Source organism: Cohnella yongneupensis (assembly GCF_042655785.1).
GTDB classification, from domain to species: Bacteria; Bacillota; Bacilli; order Paenibacillales; family Paenibacillaceae; genus Cohnella; species Cohnella yongneupensis.
The window spans coordinates 151,960-167,343 of sequence record NZ_JBHSNC010000010.1 but is presented as its reverse complement, the minus strand read 5'-3'; the positions used below and the strand labels follow the sequence as shown (position 1 = coordinate 167,343).

The 15,384-nt window shown below is 54.2% G+C and carries 14 protein-coding genes; 8 read left to right on the top strand and 6 right to left on the bottom strand.

The genetic code is table 11. The features are described 5' to 3' along the window. Window positions 1-22: 22 nt before the first annotated feature. Complete coding sequence (locus ACFPQ4_RS03565; RefSeq protein WP_378110373.1) at window positions 23-2,014, top strand: methyl-accepting chemotaxis protein; 1,992 nt, start codon at window positions 23-25, stop codon at window positions 2,012-2,014. A gap of 60 nt (window positions 2,015-2,074) precedes the next feature. On the opposite strand, the gene ACFPQ4_RS03560 is transcribed toward ACFPQ4_RS03565, so the two are convergent. The 4 genes from ACFPQ4_RS03560 to ACFPQ4_RS03545 form a co-directional block, all read right to left on the bottom strand. After that, window positions 2,075-2,383, bottom strand: coding sequence for a winged helix-turn-helix transcriptional regulator (locus ACFPQ4_RS03560; protein WP_378110372.1), 309 nt, complete (start codon window positions 2,381-2,383; stop codon window positions 2,075-2,077). A 117-nt stretch (window positions 2,384-2,500) separates the two neighbouring features. After that, window positions 2,501-3,469 carry a cation diffusion facilitator family transporter gene (locus tag ACFPQ4_RS03555; RefSeq protein WP_378110370.1) on the bottom strand — a complete coding sequence of 323 codons (969 nt, stop codon included), beginning with the start codon at window positions 3,467-3,469 and terminating at the stop codon, window positions 2,501-2,503. A gap of 298 nt (window positions 3,470-3,767) precedes the next feature. After that, a complete protein-coding gene (locus ACFPQ4_RS03550; RefSeq protein WP_378110369.1) occupies window positions 3,768-4,580 on the bottom strand; it encodes a histidinol-phosphatase in 813 nt (270 codons plus the stop codon). A gap of 19 nt (window positions 4,581-4,599) precedes the next feature. Next, entirely contained in the window at window positions 4,600-5,502 is a 903-nt protein-coding gene (locus tag ACFPQ4_RS03545; RefSeq protein WP_378110367.1) for a LysR family transcriptional regulator, read from the bottom strand. 201 nt (window positions 5,503-5,703) lie between these two features. Between ACFPQ4_RS03545 and ACFPQ4_RS03540 the strand changes: the two genes are divergently transcribed. The 3 genes from ACFPQ4_RS03540 (at window position 5,704) to ACFPQ4_RS03530 (ending at window position 9,262) form a co-directional block, all read left to right on the top strand. Then, window positions 5,704-7,293, top strand: coding sequence for an MDR family MFS transporter (locus ACFPQ4_RS03540; RefSeq protein WP_378110366.1), 1,590 nt, complete (start codon window positions 5,704-5,706; stop codon window positions 7,291-7,293). 5 nt (window positions 7,294-7,298) lie between these two features. After that, window positions 7,299-7,886: a PadR family transcriptional regulator gene (locus tag ACFPQ4_RS03535; protein ID WP_378110365.1), complete on the top strand. Its 588-nt coding sequence runs from the start codon at window positions 7,299-7,301 to the stop codon at window positions 7,884-7,886. Window positions 7,887-8,005: 119 nt separating this feature from the next. After that, complete coding sequence (locus ACFPQ4_RS03530; protein ID WP_378110364.1) at window positions 8,006-9,262, top strand: MFS transporter; 1,257 nt, start codon at window positions 8,006-8,008, stop codon at window positions 9,260-9,262. Between the two features lie 230 nt (window positions 9,263-9,492). Here the strand turns inward: ACFPQ4_RS03530 and ACFPQ4_RS03525 are convergent, their stop codons facing one another. Further along, entirely contained in the window at window positions 9,493-9,762 is a 270-nt protein-coding gene (locus tag ACFPQ4_RS03525; protein WP_378110363.1) for a hypothetical protein, read from the bottom strand. A 73-nt stretch (window positions 9,763-9,835) separates the two neighbouring features. After that, window positions 9,836-10,780 (bottom strand): zinc dependent phospholipase C family protein, encoded by a 945-nt coding sequence (locus ACFPQ4_RS03520; RefSeq protein ID WP_378110362.1) that lies wholly within the window; start codon window positions 10,778-10,780, stop codon window positions 9,836-9,838. Between the two features lie 244 nt (window positions 10,781-11,024). Between ACFPQ4_RS03520 and ACFPQ4_RS03515 the strand changes: the two genes are divergently transcribed. From ACFPQ4_RS03515 to ACFPQ4_RS03500, 4 genes are all read left to right on the top strand, one after another. After that, on the top strand, window positions 11,025-11,471 hold the full coding sequence (locus ACFPQ4_RS03515) for a chemotaxis protein CheX (RefSeq protein ID WP_378110361.1): 447 nt from the start codon (window positions 11,025-11,027) through the stop codon (window positions 11,469-11,471). 110 nt (window positions 11,472-11,581) lie between these two features. Then, window positions 11,582-12,358: an SDR family NAD(P)-dependent oxidoreductase gene (locus ACFPQ4_RS03510; protein ID WP_378110529.1), complete on the top strand. Its 777-nt coding sequence runs from the start codon at window positions 11,582-11,584 to the stop codon at window positions 12,356-12,358. A 21-nt stretch (window positions 12,359-12,379) separates the two neighbouring features. After that, on the top strand, window positions 12,380-13,903 hold the full coding sequence (locus tag ACFPQ4_RS03505; RefSeq protein ID WP_378110360.1) for a DEAD/DEAH box helicase: 1,524 nt from the start codon (window positions 12,380-12,382) through the stop codon (window positions 13,901-13,903). 167 nt (window positions 13,904-14,070) lie between these two features. Continuing rightward, window positions 14,071-15,381, top strand: coding sequence for an S-layer homology domain-containing protein (locus tag ACFPQ4_RS03500; RefSeq protein ID WP_378110359.1), 1,311 nt, complete (start codon window positions 14,071-14,073; stop codon window positions 15,379-15,381). The last annotated feature ends 3 nt before the right edge of the window (window positions 15,382-15,384 follow it).

The following is a 15,384-nucleotide window of genomic DNA, read 5'->3' as shown; positions in this document are numbered from 1 at the left end:
TAACAGGAGGAATGTTGAGAACATGAAGAGCAATCGTCGGTTTTGGGGATATCTGCGCATTCAAGTTATACTGATTATGTTTGTCGTCTTGCTCTTGCCTCTGGGCGGAGTCGGATGGTTTTATTATTCGACCATGAGCTCGGATTTAAACGAGATCGAACAATCGCACGCCATGGAAGTTAACGCATCGGCGCATCGTCTGGTGACGCAGCTCGGCGAGCAACTGTCGAGCTCCACGATCACGAACTCCAAGTGGAGAGCTAACTGGCAGGCGGTCAAAGATAAAGACGTTTCCTGGATCGAAGAGAACGTGAACGTGTCGATCGCTATTATTCCGCATCTCAGTTTCCTTGCGACAACCGATCCGGAAGGAAATGTCCTTTCTCAAACAGGGGACGTTAAGGAGTTTACCGGGCAGCTTGCGGACAAAACCATACTCGAGAAGCTGAAAGCGGTTCCGGACACGTACGGCATGATCCAAACGTCCAAAGGCCTCGCGGTCGTCGCGGCATCGCTCATAACGGACGAAGAGTCCAAAGAAGTACCCTCCGGCGTGCTGATCTTCGGGAGTTTGATCAATGATGAGACCATGGCGGGAATCGGCAACTTGCTCAATTCGGGCATCGCCATTAAATCGGCAACCGGTCAGAAGCTCGGAAGCGATCAAGGTACGATCGGACAATTATCCGACGACGCCCAGTTGCCGCCGATCGCTCAGGATGCCGTCTTCCGGTCGGTTAAGCGCGACGGCAAGCGGTATAGCGAGGTCAACTCCGCGCATCCAGGAATCGCGGGAGATTCGGTTGCGGAGATCAGCGTATCCGTTCCTGCGGAAACTAGCGGTACGGTGCAGCGCGAGATGATCCGAATCAGCATCATCGTTGCCGTACTCGTCATCGCGCTCATCGTGTTGATTTCGATGATTTTGCGCCGTCGGATCGTATTGCCGCTAGTCAAGTTCGACGGTTACTTGAAGGAAGTGTCCGAAGGCAAGCTTTCAGGCTCGTTGCCTGACCGATACGCCAAGCGTTCGGATGAAATCGGATCGATCGCTAAGTCGCTCCTGGAGATGTCCGGTCAATTGCAGAAGCTCGTGTCCAGCATACGGTCGACGGCAACCGCTTCCGCGACGGCCGCGGGACAGTTGACGGGCGATGCGGACCAAGCGGCGCAGAGCGCCGATCGGATCGCGGAATCTATGCGCGAGGTGGCAGCTGGCGCGGATTCGCAGCGCGAAGGCATGAGACGCGGTACCGACGTTACGCGTGAAATCCAGCATCAAATGATGCATATCGGAGACCGTACGACTTCCGTTGCCGCCGTAGCCGAGCAAGCGACGAAGCAAGCGGGAGAAGGCAACGAGACGATTCAACAAGCGGTCGGCCAGATGGAGCGTATTGCCTCAGCCGTCGAAACCTCGGTCAACGACGCGCGTCTATTGCACGACAAATCCGCGCAAATCGGTCAAATGGTCGAGGCGATCGCCGCGATCGCCTACAGAACGAACATATTGGCTCTTAACGCGAATATCGAAGCGAGCCGCGCGGGAGAGCAGGGGCGCGGGTTCGCGGTCGTAGCTGACGAAGTTCGCAAGCTTGCGCTGCAAGCCAACAAGACGGCGGACGAAATAACCGGTCGAATCGAAGACGTTCAGACGGGGATAATTGAGGTCATGCGAACGATCGAAGAAGGTTTCCGTGAAGTACAGAGCGGGACGACGCTCGTCAAAGATGCAGGATCGGCTTTCCAAGGCATTTCGTCGGGGATCGCGGAGATGGAAGGGGAGCTGCGCGAAATCGCCGCCTCCGGCCAAGAGATCGGCGCCCGCGTCGAAGAACTGGCTTCGCTCGTCACCCAGACGGAGGCGATCTCGGAATCGAGCGCGGAACGTTCGCAGGACGTAGCGGGCATTGCCGAAGCGCAGATGAACGCCGTACGTAGAGTAGCGGAAGCGATGGGAACGCTCTCGAATCGCATTCGCGACCTCGAGCAAGCGGCCAACCGTTTTCAGTAAATAACAAAAGCGGCATCGCGGGAGAATACTCCTGGCGATGCCGCTTTCGTTTAATCAAAATCAAAGCCAATTTTCTCCCCAAGACTGAATCGACAGGATGACTTCCTCCAAATTACGACCCTTCTCGGTGAGTTCATATTCAATGCGCACGGGCATATCCGGATATACGGTTCGGGTCAGAATCCCGAGCGATTCCAGCTCCTTCATGCGGTCGGTTAACATCTTGTCGCTCATATCGGGGATCTGTTCTTTAATATCCTTAAACCGTTTAGGCCCGCCAAGCAATACGCGGATAATGAGTCCAGTCCACTTTTTGCCTAGAAGTTCCGCGGCCGATTCGTACTTGGGGCACATTTTGGAATAGTCCATTCGGATTTCCCCCTTCTTCGCTTCCTATTGTAGCATACCCACTTCAGAAAAGTAAGTAATCACTGGTCTATTGAGTGTAACTACATATAAGTAAGTTACTGGAATAATAAAGAGCTCCTACACGTTTAGGAGCTTCCCTTCTTGCTGTCGCAAAAATTGCTTGCCGTACTCGCCGTGCGGGTGAATGTTGGCATGTTCCATTTGAATGGTCGAGTGTGTAATGCCGTATTGCGTCTTCAGTAATTCGTTCACGGCGAGGATGATACAGAAGGGCTGAATATCCGCCCGGACGAACATGTGGGCGGTTAACGAATAATGGTCCGTGGAAATCGCCCATAGATGCATCTCGTGAACGTCTTCGACTCCTTCGACGGTTGCGAGAGCCGCACGTATTTCATCCAAATCGAACTTCTCAGGGACGGACTCCATGAGCACGACGGTCGATTCTTTAATGATTTTGCCCCCGCCCACGAAAATAATGCCGCCGATCACGATGCTGATTAAGGGATCGAAAAACAGCCAATCCGTAAAATAAATAACGATTGCGGCAATAATGACGCCCGCGGAGCTTAAGAGATCGCCGATGAAGTGCCAGAGCGCACTTTGGACGTTCAAGTTCTCTTCTTCCTTCATGCTGCGGCTTAGAACGATGGTGAGCACGAGATTAACGACGAAACCGATGGAGGCGATCGCCAGCATCAGCTTGAAATCCATCTCCTCCGGATGAATGAACCGCCGGATACCTTCCGCGAAAATTCCGACGGCAATGACGCATAGCGCCAAGCCGTTCAAGAAAGACGCGATGATCTCGAAGCGCAAAAAACCGAACGTATATTTCGCGTTAGGGGGTCTGGTCGCGAGATAGATCGCCGCCATGCTAAGGCCGAGCGCGATAACGTCCGAAATCATGTGCGCGGAATCGGACAATAGCGCGAGAGAGTTTGATAGCAAGCCGCCGACGATTTCGACGATCGTGAAAAATAACGTCAGCAGTAACGTTATCCACAATGTTTTTTTGGAACGGGATTGCTCCTTGACGTGCTGCAGATGATGATAATCATAGTCGGGACCGGCATGTTGATGCATGTTGAACACTCCTTATCGGTCTGAAATGTAGGCGAAAGCTAGATTTGTTACACAATTGCAATATACCTGTTACGGTGCTGTCGCAGTAGATGGCTACAATTGTTCTTAAGACCCCCTTTTTTATATTGTTGAAGCCTGCCACCGTTGGTAGGCTTCCTTTTTTTGTTCAGGGGGTATCGATCGAATTGTTTATATGAATTATAACATTGTAATTATTATAAATAAATGCATAAATAAAAAAGGCTTTCCGGGGAAAGACCCTGAAAGCCGCGATTGCTTAGCCGTTGCGTCCCTGAAGTCAAATGGGGACGAGTACTTTCTCCTTTTGCCGATAGAATACCCAGCGCTTAAAGCCGATCTCGCGCAACCGCGTCTGCACGAGCTCCCATTCGTCCCCGACGCGGCCCGCAACGTGGGCGTCCGATCCGAACGTTACGTCGGCGCCGAAGTGCAACGCGCGCTCGAGAATGGCATCGGTAGGGTACCAACCGCCGCAATCCTTCGTGCTGCCGCTCGTATTGATCTCGATCGCGATATCGTTACGCGCGACGGCTTTCAGCGCTTCGTCGATTTCCGCTTCCGCGCCGGCGATTTCCGCGAAGCTTGGGTAGTATCCCTTCATCGCGTCGATATGTCCGAGCACCTGGAACAACCGGCTGTCGGCGGATTGCCGGATGAGCTCGTAATAGTGGCGTTTTTCGTCGGTATGCTTATCTTCGGCAAGGTTTTTCCACCTATTGCGATTGAATATGCTTACGCCGCGCGTCTGGTGCACGGACCCGATAATGTAATCGAACGGATATAGCGCGTAAGAAGAGCGGTACAGCTCGATATGCTCGGGGTAGAAGTCGGATTCGACGCCGAGCAGTACTTCGATGCGTCCTTCATATTGCGCCTTCAACCGGAGAACTTCCGCGATGTAATTCGGAAATTCGCTTCTGGCCATGGCGATTCCGGGCTGCGGATGGTCTTTCTCATGGGCGAAATAAGGGGAATGGTCCGATATTCCGATCGCCGTAATGCCTGCCTCTATCGCGGACTTAATGTAGTCCTCGATCGTTCCGCTCGCGTGTCCGCATCTGTCGTGGTGCGTGTGTAGGTCAAATTTCATCCTTAGGTTCTCCCTTCAATCATTCGCTGCTGATGAACTGATCCTCGGGCATCCCCTTCAGGTCGTTCAAAAATTGCCTCATGGCGCTATTAACGTATCGGCCCGACTTGGTCATTACGCCTACCGGATGGCTGGTCTCGAGCTCGTCTACCGGGATCATTTTCAGCGTTCCCTGTCGCAGTTCGCCCGCGATCGAGAGCTTGGAGACGATGGCTGCGCCTAAATTAAGCTCGACCATCCGCTTCACTTCCTCGCTGCTTCCGAGTTCCATGACAATGTTCGGCTGAAGATTGTTCTCGCGGAAGATCCGGTCCACGAACCTCCGGCCGAGCGTATCCGGCGACAATAGAATAAGTGGTATATCTTTAAGCATACCTATAGTTGCACGAGGAACGGACGCGAGCGGATGCCGAGGCGATACGACGAATTCGAACGTGTCGTAATAGAGGACGGACGTCTCCACCTGCGGGCTGCGGTCGGACAAATAACCGATGCCTACGTCAACCGTACCGTTCTCCACGTGGCTAAGCACTTGAGTGGACGACATCGAGAGGATCGAGGTTTTGATAAGCGGAAATTGGTTTTGAAAATAGGATAGCACCCGCGGCAAAATTTGTATCGCGATCGATGTCGTCGTCCCGAGCACGATGTGTCCTTGCGGAATGTGGTTCAAGTCCGAAAGCTTCTGCTTCAATTGTTCCACGACGGCTAATATTTGCTCGGCATGCTCCAGAAATACTTTGCCCCGGTCCGTCAGCGCCACGGGGTGGTTCCGGTCTACGAGAACGGCGCTGAATTCGTCTTCCAGGCTTTTGATCTGCGCGGATACAGCAGGCTGCGTCAGGTTGAGCAGCTCGCCGGCTTTGCGAAAGCTAAGCGTCTTGGAGATCGTGAGCAACGTTTCCAGTTGGCTAATGTTCAAGTGATCGCCTCCCGACATTGAATATATTTATCAAGGTTATCAAAGGATATAAAAACCTTTTGTCATTAGCCTCATTATAGGGGATTTCGCGATTCGTCGCAAAGGGGATTGAAACTTACTCAAATTTGAGTATAATCTTGTTTTAGGTAATCAAATTTGAGTAGTTATCTGCCTACTCGGAACGTGGAAGGAAGTAGTGACATGGATCACAAAAAAAGCAACATAAACCTCGTGGTCGCCGGCTTGCTGCTGGGACTGTTCATGGCTGCGCTCGATCAGACGATCGTGTCGACGGCGATGACGACGATCATCGAGAAGCTAGGCGGATTTGGTAACTTCACCTGGGTTTATTCCGCGTACATGATCGCAATGGTCGTCGCTACGCCGATTCTCGGCAAGCTGTCGGATATGTACGGCCGCAAAAACTTTTTCCTAATGGGCTTGGTCGTGTTCCTCATCGGCTCGATCCTGTGCGGTACGGCGCAGAATATGGATCAGTTGATCATTTATCGCGCGCTTCAAGGGATCGGCGGCGGGGCATTGATGCCGATCGCGTTCACGATGATCTTCGACTTGTTCCCTGCCGAGAAACGCGGCAAAATGATGGGCTTGTTCGGCGCCGTGTTCGGTCTTTCCAGCGTCTTCGGTCCAATCATGGGCGGCGCGATCACGGACAGCTTGAGTTGGAGATGGATTTTCTACATTAACGTGCCGATCGGCATTCTGTCGGTGCTCTTTATCCTTCGCGGCTATCATGAATCCAAGGTCGTTAAGAAGCAATCGATCGACTGGGCGGGAGCGATTCTGCTCGCAGGCTGGATTTTGTTCTTGATGTTCGGACTATCACTTGGCGGTACTGAAGGCTGGGCATGGGACTCCGGCAAAACGATTTCGTTGTTCGTCGCTGCGGTTGTGCTGTTCGTAGCTTTCTTGCTCGTAGAGCGTTTCGCGAAAGATCCGATCATCAAGCTCACTTTGTTCAAAACCCGGTTGTTCACGGGGAGCATGGGCATCAGCCTCCTGTATGGCGGCGTCATGATGGCCAGCGCGACTTACATTCCGCTGTTTATCCAAGGCGTGTTCCATAAGACTGCAACCGAAACAAGTACCGTACTTACACCGATGATGCTCGGCGTCGTCGTGAGCGCGCAGCTCGGCGGACGGATCGCCATCAAGTTCCGTTATCGCGACGTTATGCTGTTGTCCGCGTTAGTATTGATCGGCGGATCGACTTTGCTGGGCTTTGTCATGGGTCCGGACACCAGCCGCGCGTTAATTACGCTGTTTATGGTCATTATCGGTCTTGGCATCGGCGTTTCTTTCTCTTTGCTGAACATCTCGACGCTCAATGCCGTTCCGCCGCAATACAAAGGCTCAGCTTCGTCGCTTATCGTGTTCTTCCGGACGATCGGTTCGGCTCTTGGCATTGCGGTATTTGGCACGTTGCAGAAGCATCATTTCCAGAATGGCATCAAAGAGATCAATGGGATTCAGAACTTGCCGGCGGAAGTGCTCGCAAATATCAAAGAAGGACATTTTCTTAATGAGGATTTCCAAAAGGCGCTACCGAACGGCATGTTTGACTCGTTAATTCCTAAGTTGTCCGACTCGATCCTGTTTATTTTCCAATGGTCGGTGATCTTGCCAGTATTGGCGCTCGTATTCGTCTTCTTGATGGGACGCGCGCGCATGGAAATCGCAAAACCGGGAACGCAAGGAGCGCCTGGCGCGCACGGACCGCAAAGCGGCGGAGCTGCCGGTAAACCGGAACCTTCCTACGACAGAGGGTAAGCGATATGTCCATGAAGCTGTTCATCCTAGGGCTGCTGATGGAGAAAGACCAGCATCCCTACGAGATCAGGCAGACGATCAAGCAGCGGAATTGGAACATTTCCTTTAAGCTAAGAGACGGGTCGCTCTATTATGCGGTTGACCAACTGCGGAACGACGGCCTGATCGAGGCGATCGAGGTAATTCCGGTTCCGGGGGACAGCCGTCCCGACAAGACCGTGTATCGGATTACGGAGCAAGGGAAAGCCGAGTTCATGGATTTGATGGTTCATCAAATGGAACAGCAATCGTATCCGCAGCATCCGATTTTCGCCGCGTTGCCGTTCATTCAGTACGCCGATGCGCGCACCGTAGAAGCTCTAGTCGAGAAGCATCTAGAGGCTTGCGCCTGCAGAATCGAACGCCTTCAAACGGTGCTGGACGTGAAGCGTTCCCTACTGCCGTCAGGCGCCACGCATCTTATAGAAGGAATGAAGACCTTCAGCGTGGCGGAGCGATTATGGCTAGAGAACTTGCTCAGGGACGCCAAGTCCGACCGGCTGAACGCGGGCAGCGGAATCGATTGTCAGGGCGGAAGCCCCGAACCGGATTAACTTAATAGCTAATAAATTTTGAATTCGCCCATCGTACGGGCCAGGATAAGACAGGAATTCGGATAGCCCGAGTCGAATGTTTCCGTCATAAGTCGTTTACGACGAGAGGGGCATTCATCTTGCGGGATCAGCCGAAAACTATCAAGTCCTGGGTCATGTACGACTGGGCGAATTCTGCGTTTGCGACGACGATTATGGCTGCCGTCATGCCGATTTATTACATCGACGCGATCGGAGGCACGGATGCGGGGTGGGGATTCACCCAGTCGGCGGCCGGTCTTGTCGTTGCGCTTTTATCGCCTTTGCTCGGCGCGATCGCCGATCATTCGAACAATAAAATTTCGTTCTTGCGCGCGTTCACGCTAATCGGCGCGCTGGCGAGCCTGCTGCTGGCGTTTCCGGGCAAAGGGGACGTGCTACTGGCCTCGTTGATCGTTATCGTCGGCATGATCGGCTTCGGCGCCGGCAATACGTTCTACGACGCGCTTCTCAACGACATCACTTCTCCCGGCTTACGGGAAAAGGTGAGCGCCCGCGGCTTCTCGATGGGCTATATGGGCGGCGGCATTCTGCTCGCATTGAATGTTGTCGTCATCCAGAAGCCGGAATGGTTCGGTCTTCAAGACAGCACCGGCGGATCTCAGGTGTCGTTCTTGTCGGTCGGTCTCTGGTGGTTGATCTTCTCCGTTCCGCTGCTTCGGCTGAAGCAGGAGAAGACGGCCGCCCAAACGAGCGCCAAAGTCGGCGAACAGATCCGGGTCGGTCTATCGCGATTGCGCGAGACGTTCTCCCGCATTCGGCAGTATCCCGAGCTATGGAAGTTCATGGTTGCTTATTGGTTCTTCTTCGACGGCGTCAACACCGTGATCGTCATGGCGACGAGCTACGGCAAGTCGATCGGCATAGAGACGGGGCCGCTCATTACGGCGCTGCTCATTACGCAGTTCATCGGCTTCCCGGCGACGTACATCTTCGGTAACCTCGCGGTCAAGTTCGGGCCTAGACGGATGCTGGTCGCGTCGCAGGCGCTTTATCTAGTCATCGTCGTGCTCGGCTATTTCATGCAGAACGCTACGCACTTCTACATCCTTGCCGCGCTAGTCGGACTCGTGCAAGGCGGCTCCCAAGCGACGGCCCGTTCGATCTATAGCAAGCTGCTGCCGGAAGGAAGGGCGGCCGAGTTCAACGGGTTCCTGACTTTCACGAGCCGGTTCTTCTCGTTCGGCGGGCCGCTCGTGTTCGCGCTCGTACGCATCTTCACCGATTCGAGCCGGACAGCTCTGCTAGCGATTGCGTTCTTCTTCTTGATGGGGATGGTGCTGCTGTCTTTCGTGAATCTCGCGAAGGGTGAACGGGAAGCTTTGCAAGCGAGTTAGCAGGGGGAAAGAATCGAAGCTTCATTGCAAAGCTATACGCTACAAAATATCGCATAATCTGGGAATGCTCGAATTTGACGCGAATATAGGATGAAAAATAACAGATAAGCGCTAAAGACTCATCATTTTGCCGATAGGTTCAAGCTATACGATAAAATGTAACGTATAATCATGCAGCTTCGCCTAAACGCGCACGTAAACACCGGATACGCTCCAATTGTTTCTTTGGTTCAACCTATAGACATGAACGAATAATGCTTCTTTTCCTTCGCCTTCTTCTTGGTGTACTTAACGGCGCCTCTGACCGCGATGATCGATAGGATGAGTAGGATGACCGGAGCCGCCTCGAGCGCCATCGGAGATATAGCTAACAGAATTTCGTAAAGGAAGAAATAGTCGACGATGCCGATGACCATAAGCGATAAAATAACGGTTTGAAATTTGTGAAAGTAAGTTAACAGCGTATAGCTTATCCGTCTGAAAAAGGCCAGTAAGCGCATGCGGCACCCCGATCCGAAGGTTTGTTACTACTCTATACGTTCGAATGATGCGGGCAGTTCCAATCGGCGGTCGTTAAGGCACGATCGACTCTGCGAACGTGATCCACGCCGTGCCGCAAGTTCTGCCCGTCTCGTACGAGACGTCCCCGAGCAGCCCGGCGAACGTGGCGCGCAACGAGGAAGCTTTACTCGCGTCAGGCTCGGCGAGCCATGCGATCGCGGCAGCCATCACTTCGCGTCCGTCGGCTAACGCCCGGTCCCACAGCTCGAGCGCGCTCTCGCGATGGACGATCGTACGATCGCACGGATCGATCCACGGGGCGCGTGCAACGTTCAGCACATCCCAATCCGGTTGCCGCTTGGGCGGGGAGAACGGAGCGATTTGCCCGAAGGTTAGACGGCCTTTAATGCCGGTAGGATCGAAGAACAACCGCTGCGCGCTTACCATCGACCGAACCGCTTCATCGAGAAGCGCCGGAGTAACGCGGTCCGCTAACGCCGGATAATGCGCGGCCGAGATGCGGGCGAAAGCGCCGCTTAAACCGCCAGGCAGTCCGTCGCCGGTGTCGATCTCGGGAGCGACGGGAACGCGACCCGTATGGATACCCGCGCGAAGGTGCATGATCGCGGAGTCCATCGTCGTCTCGAAGCGTTGATGGTGCCATTTGCGGAAGCCCGACAGGCTGAACACGAACGGGTGAAGATGACGGTCTAGCACGTGATGAAGCAAGAAACCTAGCGTATAAGCGACGGCCGGATCCGTAAACTCCCGATCGCGCGATTCTTCGAATAAGGAGAGCAGGAAAAGCCCGCATCGCACGTTATGCTGTAGCGTTCCTAGTTGATTGAGCGCGGTGGAAGACTGCCACGGCAAGTAATGATGATAGAATAGAAAATCCGGCCCTTGGCAGCCGAGCTGGAAAGCGACTTTCCATTCCGGCTTTCGAAGGGCTTCGTCTTGCCTTAGCTCCGTCAACAATTCCCGTCCGAATTGAATATGCGCCCATAGGTTAGGCATTGCGATCACCTCATGCCCCCATTGTATCACCGGCGGGTATTCTCGCCTATGCGCAGGCGTAAAGACAGCACGGAATGACAACGTTTTTTTCGACAAGGACTAGACAGAAACTCCCGCGTGCTACATCCGAAGTCCCTCTTATGCAACAAAAAGCTGTATACTTGTCCGTACGATTTCAGTATAATGGGAGAAAGCGGTTACGGTAGCGGTTTCAATTTATATATACAAAGGGGCGCGTTCAGACATGAAGGCTGAATACATCAACCCATTTTTAGAATCCGCGCGCATGGTCATCGAACAAATGATGCAGATCCGTCCTAGTACGGGCCAATTGGCGATCCGGGACATTAAATTCACGGAAAACCATGTATGGATACAGATCGGACTAACGGGTCATATGACGGGAGACATCGTATTCGGTCTCAGCGAGCCCGTCGCATTGCGCATGATTTCGGCTATGATGGGCGGTTACGTCATTACGGAGATCGACGAGATGGGCAAGAGCGCGATATCCGAGCTTGGCAATATGATCAGCGGCAACGCGAGCACGATGCTGTACAACCAAGGCGTGCACGTCGACATTACGCCGCCGAAGTTCGTGAACGCCGCGTTCGGCACGCGCCGCGCGCTAGCGGTTCCGCTCATTATGGACGGAATCGGCGAGATGGAAATTCAGGTGCTCATCGCCTAACGCGTACTTCCATTAAGGTAATCACAACCTATGATTATCGTATTAGCCCCGTCAGGGGCTTTTTCTATGGTTACGCATGCTTATATCGGCAAGAGAGGGGAATTAATATGATATCGTTGCGCGGGCGAGTCGTTCTCATTACCGGCGCTTCTAGCGGGATCGGGGCTTTGACGGCGAAGCTGCTCGCCGAGCGGGGGGCGATTCCTGTGCTCACGGCCAGATCCCGGGATAAGCTGATGCAGCTGTCCGGCGTAATCCGAGGCGAGCATGCCTTCTACGAGATGGATGTCACGTCGGCGGAGCAAGTCGCTAGCGTCGTATCGGAAGTTCATGCGCGGTATGGTAAAATAGATATTCTACTCAACAATGCCGGTTACGGCGAATTCATGGCGTTCCTTGAAGCTCCTTTGGGGCATTTCCAAGAGATGATGGACGTTAACTATATGGGCACGGTGCGTTGCACGCACGCCGTACTGCCGTACATGCTGCAAGCGGGCGGCGGACACATCGTCAACGTCGCGTCGATGGCGGGCAAGATGGCTACCGCCAAGTCTACCGGTTATGCGGCGACGAAGCACGCGGTGCTTGGGTTCACGAACGCGCTTAGAAGAGAACTTCGCGGGAGCGGAGTGTTCGTGTCGGCGGTCAATCCGGGACCGATCGATACGCCGTTTTTCGTGCGGGCGGACCCGGGAGGCACGTACGTCCGCAACGTTCGCAAGTACATTTTGTCGCCTGACCGCGTCGCGAGCGCGATCGTGTCCGTCATGGAGCGGCGCAAGCAGGAGCTGGACTTGCCGTGGGCGGCGGGAGTCGGCGCGAAGTTCGCGCAAGTGTTCCCTCGTGCGTTCGATGCGGTGTTCGGAAAATTTTTGAATAAGAAGTAGGAAGTCTAAGGAGTTGTGCAGATGAGTTTCGAACAATTAGGGTTGAAAATAGAGCTGGCGGAGCGTTTGGCGGCAGCGGGAATCGCCGAGCCGACCGACGTGCAGAAAGCGGCGATTCCGGAGCTGGTGTCCGGGAAAGACGGCGTCATCGTCTCCCCGACGGGAACGGGCAAGACGCTTGCGTACTTGCTCCCGTTATTGAATAAGATCGACGGCTCCCGCCGCGAGGTGCAGGCGATCGTGCTTGCGCCGACCCAAGAGCTGGCGATGCAAATTATGCGCGAAGCGCAGACGTACGGCGAACCGCTTGGCATTCGCGCGGTGGCGCTTATCGGCGGAGCCGCGCTCTCCCGCCAGCTTGAGCGGATGAAGACTAAGCCGGCGCTTGTCGTCGGTACGCCGGGACGGGTGCGCGAAGTTTCGCAGACGAAGAAGCTTTCGCTGCATGCGGTCTCCTTCGTCGTCGTCGATGAGACGGACCGGGTGTTCGCGCTCGGAGGCAAGAGCGACGTAGAACATATGATGAGGCATTGCGCGCGCGAACGCCAAACCGTGTTCGTGTCGGCTACGCGCTCCGATGCGATGAAGGAAGCCGAGCGCAAGTGGCAGAAGGAGCCGTGGGTCGCGGACGAGACGGCCAGCGGCAACGATAACGGCTTGTCGCCGACGCTTAAGCATTGGTACTTCCTCAGCGACCGCAGAGATAAGATCGACATGATCCGCAAAATCGTTCGGCATATGAAGCCTACTTCGGCGTTATTGTTCGTCAACGATACGGAAAAGATCGGAGAGTTGCTCTCGAAACTGCGCTACGAGGGATTCTCCGTCGATGCGTTGTACGGAGATACGCCGGGTCGCGAGCGCGGGGAAGTGATGCAGCGGTTCCGCAAAGGCAGAACGTCGCTCTTGATCGCGACCGACGTCGCTGCGCGGGGGCTCGATATCCCGGGATTGCCGATCGTTATCCAGCTCGAGCCGGCGCTCGACGCGGACCATTACGTGCATCGCGCGGGACGAACGGCTAGAATGGGACGCGAAGGCACCTCGATTACGCTCATTACGCCGCAGGAGCGGTTCATCATCGATAAGCTCGAGAAGCAGTTGAACATTGAAGTCGCGCCGAAGATGCTGTCCGAAGGACGTATCGTGGCTCCCGAGGAAGCTGGAGTTCGCAAAAGCAGGGAGTTCGAGCGCAAGCTGAGCGAAGGCGACCGCGACCGGAAGGACCTCCGCCCGGCAAGACCGCAAGGGGGAGCGGAAACTTCTCCGGGCGCCAAGCCGGGGCAAGCTTCGCTAGGCGGCAAGCCGTTGTTCGGCGCTAAACCTGCGGCGCGTTTCGCTTCGGTTCCGCAAGCGGGCAACTCGGCGAAACCTGGCAATGTCACCAAATCCGGCACTGTATCGAAACCCGGCACGCCGCCGCAAGCAGCTAAATCTGCAGCCGCCAAACCGAAGCCGAAAGCGGACCGCGAACGCGACCGCAAAAACAAAGGCGCGCCGAAATGGCTGAAAGAGAAGCGCGAAGGCAACACGAATAATAAATAAACGATTTATGGGCCTATTCTCACGAGTTTGTCGGCGAGGGTAGGTCCTTTTTCATACTTTGGTCTTAAATTTCATCTAGGACCGCCTTATATTCGACCATGCTCCCGAATGTTATAGGCAGACGGTTAATCGCCGCACAAATACCTTGACAGAAGGAGTGTTATCAAATGACACACGCACCATCTATCATGAAAAAAACCGCAGTCGCATTGTTGGCGACAAGCATGCTCGCAGGAAGCGCGGTGGGAATCGCATCCGCCCATTCCAAGAACGAAGACTCCCACGGTAAAGGCAAAGATAAATCTTCTTCGCATAAAATCGAACTCAACTTCAAGGATCTGAACGACAAGCAATGGAAATGGGCTTACGAGCACATTATCCGCTTGGCGTCGCAAGGCGTATTCAATGGATACGAGGACGGCAGCTTCAAACCGCAAGCGAAGATCACTCGCATCGAAGCTTTGGTAGCGGCTGTTCGCCTGCTAGGCTTGCAAGCCGAAGCGGAGAAGCCAGAGAACATGAACGCGAAATTGAACTTCAAAGATTTCGATAAGATGAAATCGAAATACGGCTGGGCAGTCGGATATGTTACGGTAGCGCTCGAGAACGACTTGTTCTCCGAGAACGATATCTCCATCAATCCCGAACAACCGGCAACCCGCCTGTGGGCTTCCGTATTGCTGGTAAAAGCGATGAAGCTTGAAGCCGATGCGAAAGCGAAAATGGGTACGGAGCTGCCGTTCCGCGATGCGCGCGATATTCCGGCCGGATCCGTGGGTTACGTCGCGGTTGCGCTCGAGAAAAACCTGATCACGGGTTACGAGGTTCCCGCTTCCAAATGGAGCGATGACGATAATCATCGTTCTGGTCACCATTCGGACAAAGAAGACGGCGACGATAACGATCAAGAGGGCTCTGAATCCGTTGCCTACAATCGGATATTCATGCCGAACAAGCCCGTAACTCGCGCCGAGCTGGCTGCATTGCTCGATCGCGTGGACGAGCAACTGCCTGAAGAACAGAACGCGATGGCTATCACCGGCGTAGTACAAAGCGTCGTCAACGGCATCGTTACCGTGAAAAAAGCGGACGGCAAGTCGGTTGCGGTTACCGCAGCTCCGAACGTCTTTATTTTCCGCAACGACGTTAAAGCGCCGATCTCGTCGATCGTCGCCGGGGACGAAGTACTTCTCCGTACGTTCGAGGGTAAAGCGGTGTTCATCGAGGTGACGAAGGTCGCCGCGGCGAGCATTCAGTTCACCGACTTGGGCAAGCTGACCAACTTCACGCTGAATAACCAAGCGAAAATCGCCACCGTCACGGTGACGAAGCAAGTGAACGGCGTGGATCAATCCGTCACGTACAACGTGGATTCGAACGTTACGATTACGGGCGGCAACGGTGTGCTTGCGATAAACTCTGTCATCGTCGTGAAGGGCGATACGAGCATCGTTAAAGCAATCGAGATTCAGAACTAATAA